General features: G+C 67.4%; 12 protein-coding genes. 3 read left to right on the forward strand and 9 right to left on the reverse strand.

Features of this window, described 5'->3' with window-relative positions:
* The 4 genes from A5747_RS15745 to A5747_RS24895 all read right to left on the reverse strand — a co-directional run.
* Nucleotides 1-6,404: non-ribosomal peptide synthetase (locus A5747_RS15745; RefSeq protein WP_142245608.1), on the reverse strand; the 6,404-nt coding region annotated here is incomplete at its 3' end.
* A gap of 20 nt (nucleotides 6,405-6,424) precedes the next feature.
* Nucleotides 6,425-6,586 (reverse strand): hypothetical protein, encoded by a 162-nt coding sequence (locus A5747_RS25110; RefSeq protein WP_158070276.1) that lies wholly within the window; start codon nucleotides 6,584-6,586, stop codon nucleotides 6,425-6,427.
* Between the two features lie 397 nt (nucleotides 6,587-6,983).
* Complete coding sequence (locus A5747_RS24890) at nucleotides 6,984-7,658, reverse strand: NAD(P)/FAD-dependent oxidoreductase (RefSeq protein ID WP_158070277.1); 675 nt, start codon at nucleotides 7,656-7,658, stop codon at nucleotides 6,984-6,986.
* The gene (locus A5747_RS24895; RefSeq protein WP_158070278.1) at nucleotides 7,628-8,545 is read right to left on the reverse strand and encodes an NAD(P)/FAD-dependent oxidoreductase; all 918 of its coding nucleotides are present in this window, start codon (nucleotides 8,543-8,545) and stop codon (nucleotides 7,628-7,630) included. Before A5747_RS24895 ends, A5747_RS24890 begins: the two co-directional genes overlap by 31 nt.
* Here A5747_RS24895 and A5747_RS15755 point away from each other — a divergent pair.
* The gene (locus A5747_RS15755) at nucleotides 8,508-9,389 is read left to right on the forward strand and encodes a D-alanyl-D-alanine carboxypeptidase family protein (RefSeq protein ID WP_076125807.1); all 882 of its coding nucleotides are present in this window, start codon (nucleotides 8,508-8,510) and stop codon (nucleotides 9,387-9,389) included. The genes A5747_RS24895 and A5747_RS15755 overlap by 38 nt on opposite strands.
* Nucleotides 9,390-9,396: 7 nt before the next feature.
* On the opposite strand, the gene A5747_RS15760 is transcribed toward A5747_RS15755, so the two are convergent.
* The 4 genes from A5747_RS15760 to ffh all read right to left on the reverse strand — a co-directional run bounded on the left by A5747_RS15760 (nucleotide 9,397) and on the right by ffh (nucleotide 14,609).
* On the reverse strand, nucleotides 9,397-9,999 hold the full coding sequence (locus tag A5747_RS15760; RefSeq protein WP_076063164.1) for a TetR/AcrR family transcriptional regulator: 603 nt from the start codon (nucleotides 9,997-9,999) through the stop codon (nucleotides 9,397-9,399).
* Nucleotides 10,000-10,008: 9 nt separating this feature from the next.
* Nucleotides 10,009-11,847 carry an amidohydrolase family protein gene (locus tag A5747_RS15765; protein ID WP_142245613.1) on the reverse strand — a complete coding sequence of 613 codons (1,839 nt, stop codon included), beginning with the start codon at nucleotides 11,845-11,847 and terminating at the stop codon, nucleotides 10,009-10,011.
* Nucleotides 11,848-11,903: 56 nt separating this feature from the next.
* Complete coding sequence (locus A5747_RS15770) at nucleotides 11,904-12,974, reverse strand: amidohydrolase family protein (RefSeq protein ID WP_142245614.1); 1,071 nt, start codon at nucleotides 12,972-12,974, stop codon at nucleotides 11,904-11,906.
* Nucleotides 12,975-13,040: 66 nt separating this feature from the next.
* Nucleotides 13,041-14,609: a signal recognition particle protein gene (ffh, locus tag A5747_RS15775; RefSeq protein WP_076125812.1), complete on the reverse strand. Its 1,569-nt coding sequence runs from the start codon at nucleotides 14,607-14,609 to the stop codon at nucleotides 13,041-13,043.
* 110 nt (nucleotides 14,610-14,719) lie between these two features.
* Here ffh and A5747_RS15780 point away from each other — a divergent pair, with 110 nt between their 5' ends.
* Both A5747_RS15780 and A5747_RS15785 read left to right on the forward strand, forming a co-directional pair.
* A complete protein-coding gene (locus A5747_RS15780) occupies nucleotides 14,720-15,517 on the forward strand; it encodes an alpha/beta hydrolase (protein ID WP_076125814.1) in 798 nt (265 codons plus the stop codon).
* 111 nt (nucleotides 15,518-15,628) lie between these two features.
* A complete protein-coding gene (locus A5747_RS15785) occupies nucleotides 15,629-17,329 on the forward strand; it encodes a DEAD/DEAH box helicase (RefSeq protein WP_142245611.1) in 1,701 nt (566 codons plus the stop codon).
* A gap of 7 nt (nucleotides 17,330-17,336) precedes the next feature.
* On the opposite strand, the gene A5747_RS15790 is transcribed toward A5747_RS15785, so the two are convergent.
* On the reverse strand, nucleotides 17,337-19,790 hold the full coding sequence (locus tag A5747_RS15790) for a [protein-PII] uridylyltransferase (protein WP_076125819.1): 2,454 nt from the start codon (nucleotides 19,788-19,790) through the stop codon (nucleotides 17,337-17,339).
* Nucleotides 19,791-19,799: the final 9 nt, after the last annotated feature.

The raw sequence follows: 19,799 nt of genomic DNA on the forward strand, positions 1-19,799 counted from the left end.
GTCAGTGAGTCCGGGATCACTACCAGCCGCCCACCATGAAGCAACGGGCCCCAGATCTCCCACACCGAGATGTCGAAAGCAAGCGAATGACACTGCGCCCACACCTGTTTCGACTCGGCCAGCAGATCAGCATCCAAGCACCCCAACAGCTGGGTGATGTTGCGGTGAGTGACGGCCACCCCCTTGGGCGCCCCAGTGGTGCCCGAGGTGTAAATCAGATGAGCGATATCCTCAGCACCCGGGCCCGCCGCTAACGCGGTGCTGGGATAGGCATCGAGGGCGGGATCGGTGATGTCGATGACCGCCACGCCCAACCCGTCGAGGCGCCCAGCCAGATCCGCGGTGCTCAACACCGCCACCGGTGCGGCATCGGTGAGCATGAACTCGAGGCGCTCCCGGGGATGGCCCACGTCGATGGGCAGATACGCCGCCCCGGTTTTCAACACAGCGGTGATCGCGGCGATCGCGCGAGCCGAGCGCTCCAGCAACACTCCCACCACACACCCAGCACCCACACCGGCGCCGGCCAACAAATGCGCCAACCGATTAGCCGCCTCATCGAGTTGGCGATAAGTCCAGGACTGCTCACCACAACTGAGCGCCACCGCATCCGGAGTCCGGGACACCTGCGCGGCGAACAACACCGGAACCGACACCGTCGCGCTCACCGACTGGGTCACCGCCGTCGCATGCCCGATCTCCTGCAGCCGGGCATGCTCAGCCGCATCAAGCACATCCAGCGACGACACGCGCCGCCCCGCATCGGCGGTCATCGCCATCAACACCCGCTCGAAGCGGTTGATCAGCGCCTGGATGCTTTCCGGGTCGAATACGTCGGTGCGAAATTCCACCGCCCCACCGATCCCGGCGGGCTCACCAGCCTCGGTGAAACGCTCCCCCAACGAAAACGCCAGATCCATACGCGCGCTATGGGTATCCAACGGAATCGGGCTGACCTCAACACCGTCTAGCACCAAACCCGCCGCCGGATCCTCATGACCGGCGAAGTTCTGCCAGGCCAACATCACCTGAATCAGCGGATGATGGCGCAACGACCGAGCCGGGTTGAGCCGCTCCACCACCACCTCAAAAGGCACATGCTGATGTTCAAACGCCTCCAAACTGCGCGCCCGAACCTGCGCCAACAACTCCGCAAAAGTGGGATCCCCACCCACATCGGTACGCAACACCAAGGTGTTGACGAAAAACCCCACCAACTCATCGAGCGCCGGATCACCCCGACCGGCCACCGCGAAGCCCACGGCCACATCAGAACTGGCGCCGATCTTCGACAACAACACCGCCAACCCGGCCTGCACCACCATGAAACTCGTCGCATTATGCTCACCAGCCACCCGAGCAACCTGGCGCTGCAACCCCGCCGACCACTCCACACCCACACTGGCCCCACGCTGCTCAGCCACCACCGGATAAGGCCGATCAACAGGCAACTCCAAACGCTCCGGCATCCCCGCCAAAACCCGCTCCCAATAAGCCAACTGGCCCGCAACCGCACTACCAGGATCAGACTCCGACCCCAACCACCCCCGCTGCCACAACGCATAATCGGCATACTGCACCCCCAACGGCGCCCACCCCGGCACCCGACCCATCCGCCTCGCCCGATACGCCTGGCCCACATCCCTGACCATCGGCGCGGGTGACCATCCGTCAAAAGCTATGTGGTGCAACACAATCCCCACGACATACTGCTCGCGCCCCACCGAATAGATCTGCGCGCGAATGGGGATCTCGGCCGACAAATCGAATCGATACCCCGCCAGGGCCATCAACTCGCCGCGCACATCGCGCTCGGGCAACGACACCACCGCCGGGCCGCCACGCCGCCACATGCCAGCCTGGGCCGGCAACACCTCTTGAAACGGCACTCCGTCGATTGCGCGAAATATGGTGCGCAGCGATTCGTGGCGGGCGATGACGTCATCCAGGGCCGCACCCAACGCGTCGACATCCAGCGCCCCGTCGATCCGAAACGCGGTCGGCATGTTATAGGTCGCAACCTGGCCCTCGAACTGGTTGAGAAACCACAACCGCTGCTGGGCAAACGACAACGGAACCCGGGCCGGGCGCGGCATCACCCGCAGCGGCGGGACGCCAGGCCCGCCACGATAACGGTGCAGATAGTCGGCGAGCTGGCCGACGGTGGAAGCCTCAAACAGGTACCGCACCGGCACTTCCCTGCCCAACGCCAACTGAAGGCGCGCGGTCACCCGGGTTGCGATCAACGAATCGCCACCGAGGGCGAAGAAATCATCGTCCAGCCCGACCCGGTCCAGGCCCAACACTTCGCTGAATACCTGGGCGACGATTCTTTCGTTCTCGGACTGCGGCGCCCGGAAAGATGCGCCGGCAAATATCGGTGCCGGCAGGGCCCTGCGGTCGATCTTGCCCGAGGAGGTCAACGGGAACTCGTCGAGTGCCATGATCTGGGCCGGCATCATGTAATCGGGCAGCCGCGCGTTCAACCGCTCACGCACCGCGCTGATTTTTATGTTGGTTTGCGGGTCATTGGCATTGGTGCCGCGCCGGTGAGCCGTCGACAGATACAGGTCGGTGAGTGCTGGGGGCTGCGGGTCGATGGGGATGATGAAAACCGCCTCCACAGTGCCGGGTTGGGCACCCCAGGTCACCGCCACGTTGTATCCGCTGGTCTCGCCGAGGCGGTACAACGCTTCGGGCACAACGGCGTCGGCGGCCCCGGCGGTGCCATCGGCCAGCGCGTCGGCCGGAGACCGTCCGGCGGCCAGGGCGGCTTCGAAACGGACGTCGGTGATCAGTCCGGCGCGCGGGATGTCGGTAATGCGAACAGTGGCCGGATGTTGGGATATCAATCGGTCCTGCAACCCGTTCAGGCCTTCGCATTGGGCCCACGTCCAGGTGGGTGCGGTGGCCAGTGAGCGCACCGGGATGGGAGCTTTGTGGACGATGACGTCGTAGCGGTAGCGGTTGAGTTCGTTATCGGCCAATCCGCGTTTGACTTCGATGTCTAGCCCGGCCACGCGTGGATTGTCGGCGGCCCAGCTGGTGAAAAACTCTGGGGCCAATAGCAATTCGGGCTCACTGACCATGGCGCGATAGACGCGTGCCCGGATCTCAGCGGTGTCGGTGGCGGTGGTGCGGGCGAGCGCAACTCCCGTTTGCAATGCGCCTTGCAGCGTGTGGTTGCGTACATCGCCGATGAACAAGCTCCCGCCGGGGGCTAGCAGATCCACGGCATTATCGATGATCTCGGCCAGATAGTCCGCGTTGGGGAAATACTGGACGACCGAGTTGAGAATGATGGTGTCGAAATGGCCCCGCGGCAAACCCTCGGTGACGTGCGCGGGCTGGGTCAGTAGCTCCACCCGGTCACGCCATGGAATCTGCAATTGCTCCAGCACGCGGGCCAGGTTGTCGATGGCGACCGGCGAAATGTCGGTGGCGACATAGTGCTCACACTGAGGGGCGATCTGCGACAAGATCAGCCCGGAGCCCGCGCCGATCTCCAACACGCGTCTGGGCTCCAGTGCCATGATCCGATCCACCGCGGCCGAACGCCACTCGACCATTTCCTCGAGCGGGATCGGGTCGTCTGTGTAGCTGCTGTTCCAGCCCCGGAAATCCTTGCCGAAGTCCCCGACCTCGGCGCCGTAGAGCTGGTCGTTCACGTGTTGCCACTGTTCGACGCTTTCGACGACGTGATCCGCGATCGCGGTGTGGTCGAGGACGACATAGGCGATCAGGTGTGCGCCGGCGGAGTTTTGGTGCACGCTGACGGCGGCCTGGGTGACCTGCGGGCAGGCCAGCAGGGTGTTTTCGATTTCGCCAAGTTCGATGCGCTGTCCGCGCAGTTTGATCTGGGTATCGGGCCGACCGAGGTAATCGAGAGTGCCGGCGGGGGTCCACCGCACCAGGTCGCCCGTGCGATACATCCGTTCGCCACCACCTCCGTGGGGATTGGCCACGAACCGTTCCGAGGTCAACTCCGCGCGGCCCACGTAGCCGTGCGCCAGAGCGGGCCCACCCAGATACAGCTCGCCCACCACCCCGATCGGCGCCGGGTTCAACCGCGCATCGAGAACCAGCGCGCATACCCCCGGAATCGGAGCGCCGATGCTGACCGGCTGCCCCGCGGACAGCGGCGCGGTGGAGGTGGAGCAGATGGTGGATTCGGTGGGACCGTAGCCGTTGAACATCCGCCGGCCCGACGCCCAGGCGGCCACCACTTCCGTGGGGCAGGCCTCTCCCATCGTGATTAGCGTGTCCAGCCCGTCGAGCCGGGTCCGATCCAGGGACGACAGCGCCGTCGGGGTCAATGCCGCCGCGCTGACCCGCTGGTGCTGCATCAACTCGGTTAACGCCTCCCCGGCGTACACGTGCCTAGGCGCGACAACCAATGCCGCCCCGGATCCGACCGCCCACAACCAATCGAAGATCGACGCATCGAAGGTCGGTGCGGCCACCATCAGCACCCGGGCGCCCGCACTCAATCCATATATCGCGCGTTGCGCCGCGGCTAGCCCCAGCAGACCGGCGTGGCTGACCACCACCCCCTTGGGTGCGCCGGTGGACCCCGAGGTGAACATGACGTAGGCGGTGTTATCCACCCCCAGCGGCGCGAGGCGGTCGGCGTCGGTAATCGGATCGGCGGCGCGATCCGACATGTCGCGACGGTCGACGCGCAGCACCGGTCGCGTCCCGCCCCCGGGCACCGTGTCGACGCCACAGGTCAACAAACACACGGCGTCCACCGCGTCCAACACGGCGGCGATGCGATCAGCCGGGTGGCCAAGGCCGACCGGCACGTACACACCGCCGGACTTGACCACGGCCCACCACGCCGCGACCAATTCCGCACCGCGGTCCATCGCAACCCCCACAGCACGCTCGGGACCCACCCCGGCCTCGATCAGCACCCGCGCCAACCGCGTCGACCACTCGTCAAGCTCGCGATACGACAGCTCCCGGGTGCCGTCGATCACGGCCGCCGCATCGGGATCGGCGACGACCGTCGCCGCCAACAACTGCGGCGCCACCCCAATCGGCGCGTCCACCCCGGCACCGGACCATCCCGACAACATCAGCTCGCGCTCACCGCGATCCAGGACCGACACCTCTGCCACGACCAGCGACGCATCCGCCACCAAGAGGCGGTCCAGGAGCATTTCCAGACGCCTTGTGTGCCTACCGATTTCGTCGGGCGTGTAGCGGTCGGGATTCCACATCAACTGAATTCGTGGGGTGCCGTCGCCCAGTCGCGGATAGATGTTGACGGCAATGTCCTGAATGGGATAGATGCTCAATACGTTGTACGTCGTTTCCGACGGCCCGAAACGAAGCGGGGCAACGAAGTCGAGCACGTTGATCGCCGCGCCGAACTCGACGTTCATGTCGACACGGTTTGTACCGGCGACCAGGTCCGGCCAGTGCCGAAATTGTTGGTGGCGCAACGCACCGACCAAAGCCTTGGCGACTCGATCGGTCAGTGCGCCAAAGGTGTCGCGGTCATCGACGCCGATCAGCAGTGGCACCATGTTCGACACCATGCCGGCGCATGTTTTCAGCGCCGCGGTCGTGCGCGCGGAAACCGGCAGTGACAACGAGACATTTTGGCGCCCTGTGGTCTTCGCAATAAACACCGCCATGGCGGCGACGAACCTCGTGACATCGAACTGGTCATGCGGGGACGCCGAGAATCGCTGACCGCACACCAGTTCGTGCACCAGGGGGTGGCGTGGTGGCACCGACCTCCGCGTCCCCCTCAAGTCGATAATGTCCAGAGGTCCGCGCGCGACGCTCTTCCAATACTCGGCATCGGCACGACTGCGTGAGGACTGCTCATATTCCCGGTCCGCGTCGCGCAGCAATGCGAACTCAGAGAAGTCGACTTCGCCGATGTCGGGCGCTGATCCCGAGTACACCTCCGCGATGTGCCGGGCGAAATTGTTGGCGCCGTATCCGTCACAGAGAACGTGGTGGGTGCGCAGGTAGAAGTATGACAGGTTGTCGGTGATCCGCAGCAGTGCGAAATTGGTGAGTCGATCATGCGCCAGATCAATTGGGTGGCGGTAGTCATCGTTCATCCAGCTGCAAGCGGCGGCTATCGGGTCACTCTCCGCGCGCAGATCGATGCAGCGTGTGATCCCCGTCCTCGTAAGGGAGCGGTCGACTATGAAGACCGGCTCGCCGTCATCGAGGGATAGCCGCGCGCATGGCGTGCCGAATCGTGTTGCCGCCGATTCGCATGCGACCGTGAGCCTTTCGGCGTCGACATCGTGATCGATCGCCATAAAAGCGGCAAAGTTGTATGGGACTTCGGGATGGAGTTGTTGGGCAGCCCATATGGACCGCTGCGCGGCGGTTAGCGGCCCGACGAAGTCTGGTTGCGTGCCGTAGTTGAGCATGATGACGGCGAACCCCCTATTTAGGGCCGGCGTGCCCGCGGAATCGCAAGCGCCTTACTGGCTTTCGTGCAATAAGGGTCGTCGTTCGCCTGTCCGACGTCGATCAGCGACGCGTAGTCCTCGAGCAGCCGTACCAGATAACGGCTGCTGACCTTGAAACTCGCGTAAAGTTTCCGGGCCATCTCCCCGAAGGCCTCAAATCCCCGACGCCTGATACACCATTCGACGACCCCGTGCTGGATCTAGTGGTGCGGCGGCCCGGCCCCCCGCACGCCTGCGATGACACTTAATCCCCAACCACGTGTAGACACGAGCGCCCGCGCCTATCGGTTCAATCGAATGTCCGCGCCGCCGACATGTATCGCCGTGCAGCTGCTGCGCGCGTAGCCAGGCGGATGCTGCGCGCGGCGACGTCTGGCACAGATCGCTTGATCGTTGGCACGAAAGCCCGTTGACGACTCGGCTTTTCAGAACGCGGCGAATCCCGTTGTAAATGAACATGTGTACAGCAGCGTCGCGCCGCCGATTCGCCTCTGCTACAGCGGTGCCGTCAGAAATGGCTCAGCCATCGACGAACCGTCACGCCCCGCGCACCTCGGGGTCGGGTTGCGCCTCGCAGTCGGAGTGCGCGTGAGGCTTTCTGGGCCGACGGTTGGCTGCGACGAGCCGCATCAGGAGCGCGGGCTGCAAGAGCCTGGCTGGTGGGTCGACAAAATGCATCACGCGGAGGGTCGCTTCGGCGATCACCGGATCGTTCGCGGCGGCGGCCTGCGCCTTGTCCATTTGCCAATTGATCACGCCCTTGAGCGGCCGACGCCAACCACCTGCCTGCGACACGGTGAAATCGGTGAGCCGGTTTCCCCGCCACACGGGGGCGATCTGCTTGGCGGCCGCCTTGAAGAATCGCCGGCTCAGGTCGCCGTCGCGATCGGCCAGACAGTCTCGAAGCGCCACGGCCTGCAGCGCGGCCATGGTCATGCCCTGCATGTACACCGGGTTGAAGCTGCAGATCGCGTCGCCGATCACCAGCAGCCCCCCGGGGAATCGGCGCAGCTTGTCATAGCGCCGCCAGGTGCTCGCCGGGTACCGCTGCGCGGACAACGCACCGAGCGGCTCGGCCGCCCGCAGCGCATCGATCAGAAAAGCCGGCGCGAATTCCGCGGCGCAGTCGATGACGCCGGGCAGGTCGTCGGGCAGTTCGTAGCCGTCGATGCCGAACAGGGTCAGAATCCAGGTGCCGTGCTCGTAGGCCACCACCACCACGCCGACCGGGCGGTCGGGCGTGTGCCGACCGAGACGCAACTGTTCTCGTCGAGCATGCCTTCGGGAATGCGCAGAAATTGACTGGCGTAGCTCAGCTGCACCGGGTAGCGCTGCTCGACCGGCCGCTCGTAGCCGAGCTTGTCGAGGAACGCCGGCATGCGCGCCGCGCGGCCCGTCGCATCGACCACCATGTCCGCATCCAGCACGGTTTCCGCACCCGTGTCGCGGTTGACCACCCGAACACCGGTCACCCCGTCGGACTGGTCGGCGATCGGCTCGACGACATCATGGCCCTCCAGGAACGTCACCTTCGCCAGCGCGCGCACGCGTCGCCGGACGTGGGACTCCAAAAATGGCCGGCTCGGTTGATACAAGACCAGCGCTTCCGGGTCAACGAATTTGCCCGAGAGATCGAGCTCGTGCCGGCCCAACCGGATATACGCACGCGATGGCTCATTGTCGAGGACATTGGCGCCCCCGGCGACGAGTTCGTCGAGCAAGTCAGGGAATAGCTCGCCCAAGGTTTTCGAGCCCGTGCTCAGCAGGGCATGAAAATGTCGTCCCTGGGGCACGCCGCGCCGCTGTTCGGCGCCGTCGGGCAGCCGGTCGCGCTCGACAAGCGTGACCGTTTCGTAAAAGTCCGACAGCACTCGGGCGGCCAGCAGCCCGGCCATGCTCGCGCCGCAGACAACGGCTCGCTGTCCGCGCTTAATCATCGGCAATCCCCTTACAAGAATCCGATGACAGTGTCGGTCACAATGGCCGCCACCGTATTTATCACGATCCGGACCAGCCGCCGGTTCATTGAGTCCGAGCCGCCGGACGTTAAACTTTGCGCCCATGCGGAAACTGATTGCCGCAGCCGCCGCTGCGCTCACGGTCAGCACCTTCGGTGCCACTATCAGCCCGGCCACCGCGGGGGCCGACAGCATGCAGCCGGCCGGCTCGGTGCCGATTCCCGACGGCCCGGCCCAAACCTGGATCGTGGCCGACCTCGACAGCGGTCAGGTGCTGGCCGGCCGCGACCAGAACGTCGCCCACCCGCCCGCGAGCACCATCAAGGTGCTGTTGGCGTTGGTGGCCCTGGACGAGCTGAGCCTGGATTCCACCGTCGTGGCCGACGTCGCGGATACCCAGGTCGAGTGCAACTGCGTCGGCGTCAAACCCGGCCACAGCTATACCGCGCGCCAACTGCTCGACGGGCTGCTCCTGGTTTCCGGGAACGACGCCGCCAACACGCTGGCGCACCAGCTCGGCGGTGCGGACGTTGCCGTCGGCAAGATGAACGCCAAAGCGGCCTCGCTCGGGGCGACCAACACCCACGCGGCGACCCCGTCGGGGCTGGACGGGCCCGGCGGCTCCGGGGCCTCGACGGCCCACGACCTGGCCGTCATCTTCCGGGCCGCCATGGCCAATCCGGTGTTCGCGCACATCACCGCCGAGCCGTCGGCGATGTTCCCCGGAGATCATGGCGATGAGCCGATCACCAACCAGGACGAACTGCTGCAGCGCTATCCCGGCGCCATCGGCGGCAAGACCGGGTTCACCAACGCGGCCCGCAAGACCTTCGTCGGCGCCGCGGCCCGCGGTGGTCGCCGCTTGGTGATCGCCATGATGTACGGGATGGTGAAGCAGGGCGGGCCCACGTATTGGGATCAGGCGGCAAGCCTGTTCGACTGGGGTTTCGCGCTCAACCCGGAGACCGGTATCGGCGCGCTGTAACCGCTTGTCACACAGTCTCGTTCGGCAACAACCCGGTTATCAGCGCGGTCAGCAGCGCGATCCGGCGCTCCTCCAGATCCGGTTCTGGCAGCACCCCTCGCACGATTGCCGCCCCGTCGAAGACGTTGGTCAGCAATGCCACCAGAACCGGAAAGGTGTCCTCCGGGATGGTTTCCGCCCCGGGCAGGGTGCGCGCGGCGTCGAGAATCTTCGCCGAGTACTGGGCCATCACCTCGGCCAGATGCGCGTTGAGCTTCTCGTCGGTGCGCGCGGCGACCATCAGCTCGTACAGCACCGCGTTGGTCGGGCCGCTGGTGATGTCGCGCAGGATCGTCAGCGCGGCTTCCAGCGCCGGCCGGTCGGCCGGGATCTCGGCGACCTGCTTGGTGAATGACTCCACCTGTCGGCGCAGCACCTCCGATGCCGTGGCCGCCATGAAATCGCCCATCGTCTCGAAGTGCCGGAACAGGGCGCCCACGGAGACCCCGGCGCGCTTGGTGATCACGGCCGCCGAGGCGCGGGCATAGCCGACCTCGATGATGCTGGCGATGCATGCCTCGAGGAGCCGTCCGATGGTCTCCTCGCGGCGTTGCTGCTGCGTCCTGGCCATCTCAGTCGCTCACACCAGCGCGGCCGCGCGCTGCTCGCGCCGCTGCCGCGCACCGGCCCGCAGGTACCGGCCCGACTTCGCGGTCTGGCCGTAGCCGTCGCGGAATTGGCCCTTCTCGAAGACGACGGCGCCGTTGACACCAGTCGCGACGACGGCCTCGTCGTTGCGATTGACCATGCGCCGCAGGCCGCCGTAGAAGGGAACCTCCTCCTCGTAGTAGCCCTCGACCGAGTCGTTCAGGCCGGCCGGGTCGATCACCACGAAGTCCGCGCGGTCGCCCTCCCGCAGCGTGCCGGCGTCGAGGCCGAACCACTCGGCCAGCTCACCGGTCAGCCGGTGCACCGCGTGTTGGGTGGACATGAACGGCGCGCCCGCCCGGTGGGCGTCGCGAGTTCGCTTGAGCAGCTTGATCGGGAAGTTGTAGAAGGCCATGTTGCGCAGGTGCGCACCGGCGTCCGAGAAGCCCATGTGCACGCTTTCCTCCTTGGCGAGCGCGTTGAGCAGCTTGGGCCGGTGGTTGGCCACGATGGTTGTCCATCGCACGTTGCGTTCGCCGTTTTCGACCAGCACATCGAGGAACGCGTCCAGCGGGTGCAGCCCGCGCTCGTCCGCGATCGCGCCAAAGCTCTTGCCGATCAACGACTTATCGGGGCACTCGACGATGACCGCGTCGTGGAAGTCGCGGTGCCACAGCGACGGTCCGAGTTTGATGCGGTCGAACTCTTTCCGGAACTTGCGGCGGTAGTCCCGGTCGGCCAGCAGCTCGTTGCGCTCCAACTGGTCGCGCAGATGCAGGGCGGCCGTTCCGGCGCCGAACTCCTCGAAGACCGGCAGGTCGATCCCGTCGGAGTACAACTCGAACGGCACCGGGAGGTGCTGGAACCGCACGCTCGAGCCCAGCAGCTTGTTCGCCAGGCGAGTCGCCGGCCCGAATACGTAGACGGCGAGCGGGTTCGACTTGGCGTCGGCGGACACCAACAGGCTCATCCGAACTCCCTTGCGGCGTCCGAACATTCGGCTGCTGGTCAGGAAGAACATCAGCGCGGACGCGGGGTTCTCGACGTCGGGCGCGCTCTGCAGGATCCGCCCGCGCTTGCGCAGCACCTTGATCAGCCTGCGCCGTTCCCGCCACGTCGCGAAGGTGGACGGCAGCGCCCGCGACCGGAAGCGTTCGCCGTCGAGCTTGTCGATCGCCGCGTCCATGCCGGACATGCCTAGCATCCCGGCCTCGAGCGCCTCGTCGAGCAAAGTCGCCATCTTCTCCAGTTCGGCGTCGGTGGGCTTGACGGTGGCGTCGGTCGCCCGGTCGAGCCCCAGCACCGTGCTGCGCAGGTCCGAATGACCAAGCAGCGAGCTGACATTCGGCCCGAGCGGCAACGAGTCGACGGCCGCGATGTATTCGGCGGCGGTGGTCCAGGTCCGGTTGCTCTCCAGCGCGCCGTGGACGTACTCACGGGGCACGGCCTCGACCCGGCTAAACAGGTCGGCGGCATCCTCGGAGTCGGCATAGACCGTCGACAGCGAGCACATTCCCAGCAGCACGGTGGTCACACCGTGGCGCACCGACTCCCGCAGCCCGGGGTCCAGCAACACCTCGGCGTCGTAGTGGGTGTGCACGTCGATGAAGCCGGGCATCACCCACTTGCCCGCCGCGTCGATCACCTCGGGGCAACCGGTCTCGTCCAGCGGCCCGTCCGCGACCGTGGCCACCACGCCGTCGCGAATTCCGAGCGTGCGGGTTTGCGGGGCACCGCCGGTGCCGTCGAACCACAATCCATCGCGAATGATCACGTCGTAGGTCACTGTCTTCCTCCGGTTCGTTGGGGTTGCGACGACCGTAACATAGATAGCAAGCACTCGCAATCTTTTATTCGGATTTCTGCATCACCGTGTATACGCGCAGGTCAACCCCGGAACACGGCGCCACGCAGGATCACTAGGTCGGGCCGGTTCAGCACGCCGGGCCCCGTGCGTGGGTCGTCGGTGTAGCACAACAGGTCGGCCGAGGACCCGTGATCCAGACCGGGCCGGCCCAGCCAGCGACGCGCGTCCCAGCAGGCCGCGCCCAACGCCTGCGTCGGGCTCATCCCAATCCCCTTGAGGGCTTCGACCTCGTCGGCGATCCGGCCGTGCGCGATCATGCTGCCGGCATCGCTACCGGCATACATCGGGACACCCGCGTCCAGGGCGGCCGCGACCCGCTCACGGCAGCGGGCGTGCAGGTCGCGCATGTGGGCGGCGTAGGTCGGGTAGCGCTTGGCGTTGTCGGCGATACCCGGAAAGTTCTCGGTGATGTTGATCAGCGTGGGCACTAGTGCCGTCCCATGCTCGAGCATGAGGGCGATGGTGTCGTCGGTGAGCCCGGTGCCGTGTTCGATGCAGTCGATGCCGGCCTTGATCAGGCCGGGCATGGCCTCGTCGCTGAAGACGTGTGCGGTGACCCGGGCGCCGTGGGCGTGCGCGGTGTCGATCGCGGCCGCCAGCACGTCGTCGGACCACAGCGGGGCAAGGTCGCCGACGCCGCGGTCGATCCAGTCGCCGACCAGCTTGACCCAGCCGTCGCCGCGCTTCGCCTCCTCGGCCACCGCCGCCGGCAGCTGGGATTCGTCTTCGAGTTCGACGGAGAAGCCGGCCTGGTAGCGCTTGGGCCGGGCCAGGTGCTTTCCGGCGCGGATGATGCGGGGCAGGTCGTCGTGGTCGTCGAGGCTGCGGGTGTCGGTCGGTGCGCCGCAGTCACGCAGCAGCAGCGCGCCGACGTCGCGTTCGGTCTCGGCCTGGGCGATCGCCTCCTCGATCGGGATCTCGCCGTGGTGACCGAGGCCGACGTGGCAGTGCGCATCCACCAGCCCGGGCACGATCCAGCCGCCGTCGAAAACGGTGTCGGCCCCGGCGACCGGCTCGGCGCTGATGCGGCCGTCGACGATCCACAGCTGGATCTCGGTCTCGTCGGGCAGCCCCAGGCCTCGCACGTGCATCCGCACGGCGCGGCTACTTCCGATGGTGACGACCCGCGTCGCCCGGCTCCGCCGCGCTCGCGCTCGTCACGGTTTCTTGCCCGGGAACTTCAGCTTGGACAGGTCGAAATCGGCCAGCGCGGGCGGCAGCTCGTCGAGGCCCTCGGGCATCTGCGACAGGTCGGGGAACCCCGGGGGCATCCCCGCCATGCCCGGCATGCCGGCGGCCAGCGGGTTGCGGACCTTGGGCGGGGTCGGCCCCCGTCCGCCCTTCTTGCCCTTCTTGCCCTTGGCGCCCTTGCTCTTTCGCGTCGCGGACTTGCGGCCGATACCGGGGATTCCCATCCCGCCGAGCATGGACGACATCATCTTGCGGGCCTCGAAGAAGCGGTCGACCAGCTGGTTGACCTCGGACACCGTCACGCCCGAGCCGTTGGCGATGCGCAGCCGCCGCGAGGCGTTGATGATCTTGGGGTCGGCGCGCTCTTGTGGCGTCATCCCGCGGATGATGGCCTGCAACCGGTCGAGCTGGCGGTCGTCGACTTCCGCCAGCGCCTCCTTCATCTGCCCGGCGCCGGGCAGCATGCCCAGCAGGTTGCCGATCGGGCCCATCTTGCGGATGGCGAGCATCTGCTCCAGGAAATCCTCGAGCGTCAGCTCGCCGGCGCCGATCTTGACCGCGGCGGCCTCGGCCTGCTCGGCGTCGAAGACCTGTTCGGCCTGTTCGATCAGGCTGAGCACGTCGCCCATGCCCAGGATGCGGCTGGCCATGCGATCGGGGTGGAAGACGTCGAAGTCCTCGAGCTTCTCACCGGTGGAGGCGAAAAGGATTGGGACACCGGTGACCTCGCGGACCGACAGCGCGGCGCCACCGCGGGCGTCGCCGTCGAGCTTGGTCAACACCACGCCGGTGAAGCCGACGCCCTCGCGGAACGCCTCCGCGGTGGTGACGGCGTCCTGGCCGATCATCGCGTCGAGGACGAACAGCACCTCGTCGGGGTCGATGGTGTCCCGGATGGCCGCCGCCTGGGCCATCAGCTCGTCGTCGATGCCCAGCCGGCCGGCGGTGTCGACGATGACCACGTCGAAGTGTTTGGCCCGGGCCTCCTCAAGACCCGCGGCCGCGACGGCGACCGGGTCGCCGGGTCCGGACTCCGGGGACTCGCCGGGATGCGGCGCGAACACCGGTACGCCGGCGCGCTCGCCGACGACCTGCAGCTGGTTCACCGCGGCGGGCCGCTGCAGGTCGCAGGCCACCAGCAGCGGCGTGTGCCCCTGCCCGCGCAGCCAGGCGGCCAACTTCCCGGCCAGCGACGTCTTACCGGAACCCTGCAGGCCGGCGAGCATCACCACGGTCGGCGGCGCCTTCGCGAACGCCAGCTGGCGGGTTTCGCCGCCCAGGATGCCGATGAGTTCCTCGTTGACGATCTTGACGACCTGCTGCGCGGGGTTGAGCGCGCCGGACACCTCGGCGCCCCGGGCGCGGTCCTTGATCCGGCCGACGAAGGCCCGCACCACGGGCAGCGAAACGTCCGCTTCCAGCAGCGCGAGCCGGATTTCGCGGGTGGTGGCCTCGATGTCGGCGTCGGTCAGTCGGCCCTTGCCGCGCAGCCCGGCAAGGGCGCCGGTCAATCGGTCGGACAGCGATTCAAACACCCCGTCAGCCTAGCGGCTGGGAAGGTTGGCTCGAGTGTGCGGCCAGCCGCACATTCGACGCCGAGCGTGCGGCCAGCCGCACGTTCGGATGGGTTCTAGACTGCGGATTCATGCTCGAGACGATCGACAAGGGAAGCTGTACCGACGCGCATCCGGTGCCGCTGCTTTTCGTCCACGGCGGCTGGCACGGCGCCTGGTGCTGGGACGACGGCTTCCTGGACTTCTTCGCCGACGCCGGCTATCGCGCGGTCGCGATGAGCCTGCGCGGGCACGGCACCAGCCCCACGGCCAAGCCGCTGCAGCACGTTTCCATCGCCGACTACATCGACGACGTCCGTTCTGTCGCCGACGACCTGGGTGGCGCGCCGGTGCTGATCGGCCATTCCCTGGGCGGCTACACGATCCAGCGCTATCTCGAGGACCGAAACGCACCGGCCGCCGTGCTGGTGGGCTCCCTGCCGCCGCAGGGTGTGCTCGGGGCGGCCCTGCGCGTCTGGCGTCGCCGGCCGTGGATGACCGTGCACTCGTTCCACGACCCCACGTTGGTCAAGTTCCTGCGCACCCAGGCGCTCGCCCGCGAATACCTCTTCTGCGCCGACACGCCCGACGCCGTCGTCGAATCCTGCTGGAAACGCGCCGGGCCCGAGAGCATCCGCGCGGCGATGACCGATCCGATGTTGCGCCGGGTGGATACCGCGCGGGTGACCACCCCGATCCTGGTCCTCGGCGGCCTGCACGACGGCTTCGTCAGCGTGCGCGCGGTGCGTGCGACGGCGCGCGCCTACCGGACCGAGCCGGAGTTCTTCGACATGGGACACAACATGATGCTCGAACCGGGCTGGCCCGACGTCGCCGCACGAATCGACGAGTGGCTGCGAACCCGTGACCTGGCGGGCCACGCCGTCTAGCTCGCGTCGCATCAGCACCGAAAAGCGTTGGCATGCTACATTTCACACCCGCCGCCGCGTCGCGGGCCGGGCGCAAGACTTGTCAGGGCGTGACCAGCTACGGGGGGAAGTTTGTCGGTGCAGCCGGTCGGCGCCCAGGCGTTGCGGGGCTGGCAGCGCCGGGCGTTGGTGAAGTATCTGGCCGCCCAGCCGCGCGACTTTCTCGCCGTGGCCACCCCCGGTTCCGGCAAGACGACGTTCGCGCTGCGGGTGGCCGCCGAATTGCTCGCCCATCGCGCCGTCGAGCAGATCACCGTCGTGGTCCCCACCGAGCACCTGAAGGTCCAGTGGGCGCAGGCCGCGGGGCGCCACGGTCTCGCCCTGGACCCGCGATTCTCCAACACCAACCCGCGGACCTCGCCGGAGTATCACGGCGTGATGGTCACCTACGCCCAGGTCGCCGCGCATCCAACGCTGCACCGGGTGCGCACCGAGCAACGCAAAACGCTGGTCATCTTCGACGAGATCCATCACGGCGGTGATGCCAAGACCTGGGGTGATGCCATTCGCGAAGCCTTCGGCGACGCCACCCGCCGACTTGCCTTGACGGGCACACCTTTTCGCAGCGACGACAGCCCCATCCCGTTCGTCACGTACGAGCCGGGCGCCGACGGGACGCTGCGGTCGCAGGCCGACCACACCTACGGCTACGCCGAAGCGCTCGCCGACGGTGTGGTCCGGCCGGTGGTGTTCCTCGCCTACTCCGGGCAGGCGCGCTGGCGCGACAGCGCCGGCGAGGAGCACGCGGCACGCCTCGGCGAGCCGCTGTCCGCCGAGCAGACCGCCCGGGCGTGGCGCACGGCGCTGGACCCCGCCGGCGAGTGGATGCCCGCGGTGATCGCCGCCGCCGACCAGCGGCTGCGCGGGCTGCGCACCCACGTGCCCGACGCCGGCGGCATGATCATCGCCTCCGATCAGGCCGCGGCGCGCGCGTACGCCGCCCTGCTGAAGAAGCTGACCTCCGAGGCGCCGACGGTGGTGTTGTCCGACGATCCGGGATCCTCGGCCCGCATCACGCAATTCGCCGAAGGCACCGGCCGCTGGCTCGTCGCGGTGCGCATGGTCTCCGAAGGCGTTGACGTGCCCCGGCTTTCGGTCGGGATCTACGCGACGAGCGCCTCGACACCGCTGTTCTTCGCGCAGGCCGTCGGCCGGTTCGTGCGGTCTCGGCGGCCTGGGGAATCCGCGAGCATCTTCGTGCCGTCGGTGCCCAACCTGCTCCAGCTGGCGAGCGAGTTGGAGGCGCAGCGCAACCACGTGCTCGGCCAGCCACACCGCGACAACGGCGACCCGCTCGACGGGGATCCCGCGGTGCGGGCACAAACCGAAAAGACGGAAACCGACCAGGGTTTCACGTCGTTGGGCGCCGACGCGGAACTCGACCAGGTCATCTTCGACGGCTCCTCGTTCGGCACCGCCACCCCCGCCGGAAGCGACGAGGAAGCCGATTATCTCGGCATCCCCGGCTTACTCGACGCCGAGCAGATGCGCGCCCTGCTGCACCGCCGCCAGGACGAGCAGCTGCAGCGGCGGGCGGCCGCCAATCAAGGCGCGCCGATGGCCTCGGTGACCGTGCACGGGCAACTGCGCGAACTGCGCAGCGAACTCAACACTTTGGTGTCGATAGCGCATCACCGCACCGGGAAACCGCACGGGTGGATCCACAACGAACTGCGGCGCCGCTGCGGGGGGCCGCCGATCGCCGCCGCAACTCGCGAGCAGCTCAAGGCGCGCATCGCCGCTGTGCGGCAACTGAATTCGGAGCACTCGTGATTGCGGCCTAGATGACCGCGACCTCGTCGGCGGCACCCAGGACGGCAAGCAGATGTTTTTGCACCTCGGCACGCGCGGTGTCGTCACCGCCCGGCTCGGGCCCGGGCGGCAGCACCACCGAGAACACGTCGGCCGCCGTCGACCCGAACGTATTGACCTTCGCCCAAACGATATCCGCCCCAGCCCTTTCCAGCGCCCGGGTCAGCAGGGCCAGCAGGCCGGGCCGATCCATCGCGCGCACCTCGACGGCCAGCTGCCCGTCGGCGGCGGTGTCGAGCCACAGGATGTGCGGTGGGGCGGTGGAACGCGTCAGGGGCGCTCCCGCCTGTACCTCACCCGCCCGCGCCGACGCCGTGGCCTCGGCGTGACGTTTCTCCACCATCGCCAGGACATCGATATCGCCGGCGAGGGCGCCCACGAACTGCTGGCGCAGCAATTCCGCCGCGGGCGGGGAGCCGAAGTGCGGCGACACTACGAATTCGGTGACCGCGACGCCTTCGTGGCTGTTCACCGTCGCCGAATGGACACCCAGCGAATTCAGCGCCAGCACGGCGGCCGCCTTGGACACCAGTCCCCGCTGGTCCGCGGCGACCATAACGACGTGATAGGCGCGCGAGCCGTCGGCGGGGGTGATTTCCACGTGTACCCCGCGGTCGGCGGCCAGCGAAAGATAATGTGGCGCAGTCGGTTCGGCCCGCGGAAGGGGCTCACCCGCCATCACCATCCGGCAGCGACTCACCAGATCATCGACCAGCAGGGCCTTCCATTCGCTCCACACCCCGGGGCCGGTGGCCTTGGAGTCCGCCTCCGTCAGCGCGTGCAGCACGTCGAGCAGTTGCGGATCCCCGCCGAGCGCCTCGGATACGCCTTCGATCGTGGCGGGGTCGTTCAGGTCGCTGCGGGTGGCCACGATCGGCAGCAGCAGGTGGTGGCGGGCCAGCTTCGAGAGCAATTCGACGTCGGGCGGCGCGAGCCCGAGCCTGGTGCCGATCTCCCGTGTCATCTCGGCGCCGAGCACACTGTGATCGACGCCCCGGCCCTTGCCGATGTCGTGCAGCAGCGCGCCGAGCGCGAGCAGATCGGGGCGTGCCACGCGGGTGGACAGCGGCGCCGCGTGAACGGCGGTCTCGACGACGTGACGATCGACCGTCCACTTGTGCGCGACGTCGCGGGGCGGAAGGTCGCGAATCGCCGCCCATTCCGGCAACAATCGCTCCCATATCCCGGTGCGGTCGAGCGCTTCGATCGTCGCCACCGTCGTGGGCCCGGCGGAAAGCACAACCAGCAGGTCGTCCAGCGCCTCGCGCGGCCAGGGCGTGGGCAGCTCGGGCGCCCCGGTCGCCAGGCGGTTCAATGTGGCGGCGCCGATGGGCAATCCGGTGTCGGCCGATGCGGCCGCCACCCGGAGCACCAGGCCGGGGTCGGTTTCGGGTTGCGCATCGCGGGCGAGCACGATTTCGCCGGCGTACTCGACGACGCCCTCGTCGAGTGGTCGCCGTTTCGGGCGCCGCACCAAAGCCGACACACCGCGGCGCGGCAGCGCGTTTTCCGCGGTACGCATGCCGGTTTCGGCGTGGTAGCCGATGGTGCGACCGGCGCTGGAAAGCTTGCGCGACAGGTCGAACCGGTCCCCGATGTGTAAGGCGGCGCTGATCTCGTCCGCGAACTGGGCCAGCAGCTGATCGCGTCCGCGGCCCGACACCCGGTGCAGCTCGGTGCGCACATCGAGCAGCGTCAGGTAGGCGTCGTCCAGTGAACCCCCCGGTGTTTCCGGGCGGCCCATACCGTGGCGGTCGATCAGCTGGGCGACCCCCAGCGCGTCGAGCAGTTGCACGTCGCGCAGGCCGCCGCGGCCCGATTTCAGGTCCGGCTCGGCACGTTGCGATATCCGGCCGCAACGCTGCCAGCGGGCCTGCGTTATGTCGACGAGCTCGTCCATCCGGGAACGAATTGCGCTGCGCCACTGCTTTCTTGCGCCCGAGATCAATTCGTCGGACAGCTCGGGATCGCCGGCGATGTGGCGGGCATCCAACATGCCAAGGGCCGCGATCATGTCGGCATTGGCGACGCCGAGCGCCCCGGAGACCGTACGCACGCTGTGGTCGAGCCGCACGTTGGCGTCCCACAACGGATACCACAGCTTGTCGGCGACCCGCTGCAGCACGTCGGCAGACTTGTTGTCGTGCAACAGCATTAGATCCAGATCGGAATACGGCAGCAGCTCGTGGCGGCCGATGCCGCCGATCCCGACGATCGCGAAGCCACTGGTGTCGGTGATCCCGATCTCGGCGGCCTTGTCGGTCAGCCAGGACTCGTGCAGATCCAGCCATGCGTGCCGCAGCTCGGCCGCATGCAGTCCAACACCATCGGAGAGCAGCTTGCGCCGCGCCTCGGCCAAATCGCCGGCCTCGCAGGCGTTTTCTGCTACGTTCCCGGACGGATCGGGTGGGTCCGGATTCATACCCTCCCG

The organism is Mycobacterium sp. IS-836 (assembly GCF_001954275.1).
In the GTDB taxonomy this organism is placed as follows: Bacteria; Actinomycetota; Actinomycetes; order Mycobacteriales; family Mycobacteriaceae; genus Mycobacterium.

Bases quoted from the DNA above. Each gene is read 5' to 3' on its own strand.
- A5747_RS15760 (WP_076063164.1), bottom strand. From the start codon at position 9,999: ATGGCCAGGACGCAGCAGCAACGCCGCGAGGAGACCATCGGACGGCTC.
- A5747_RS15780 (WP_076125814.1), top strand. From the start codon at position 14,720: ATGCTCGAGACGATCGACAAGGGAAGCTGTACCGACGCGCATCCGGTG.
- A5747_RS15790 (WP_076125819.1), bottom strand. From the start codon at position 19,790: ATGAATCCGGACCCACCCGATCCGTCCGGGAACGTAGCAGAAAACGCC.
- A5747_RS25110 (WP_158070276.1), bottom strand. From the start codon at position 6,586: ATGGCCCGGAAACTTTACGCGAGTTTCAAGGTCAGCAGCCGTTATCTG.
- A5747_RS15770 (WP_142245614.1), bottom strand. From the start codon at position 12,974: ATGCACGTGCGAGGCCTGGGGCTGCCCGACGAGACCGAGATCCAGCTG.
- A5747_RS15755 (WP_076125807.1), top strand. From the start codon at position 8,508: ATGCGGAAACTGATTGCCGCAGCCGCCGCTGCGCTCACGGTCAGCACC.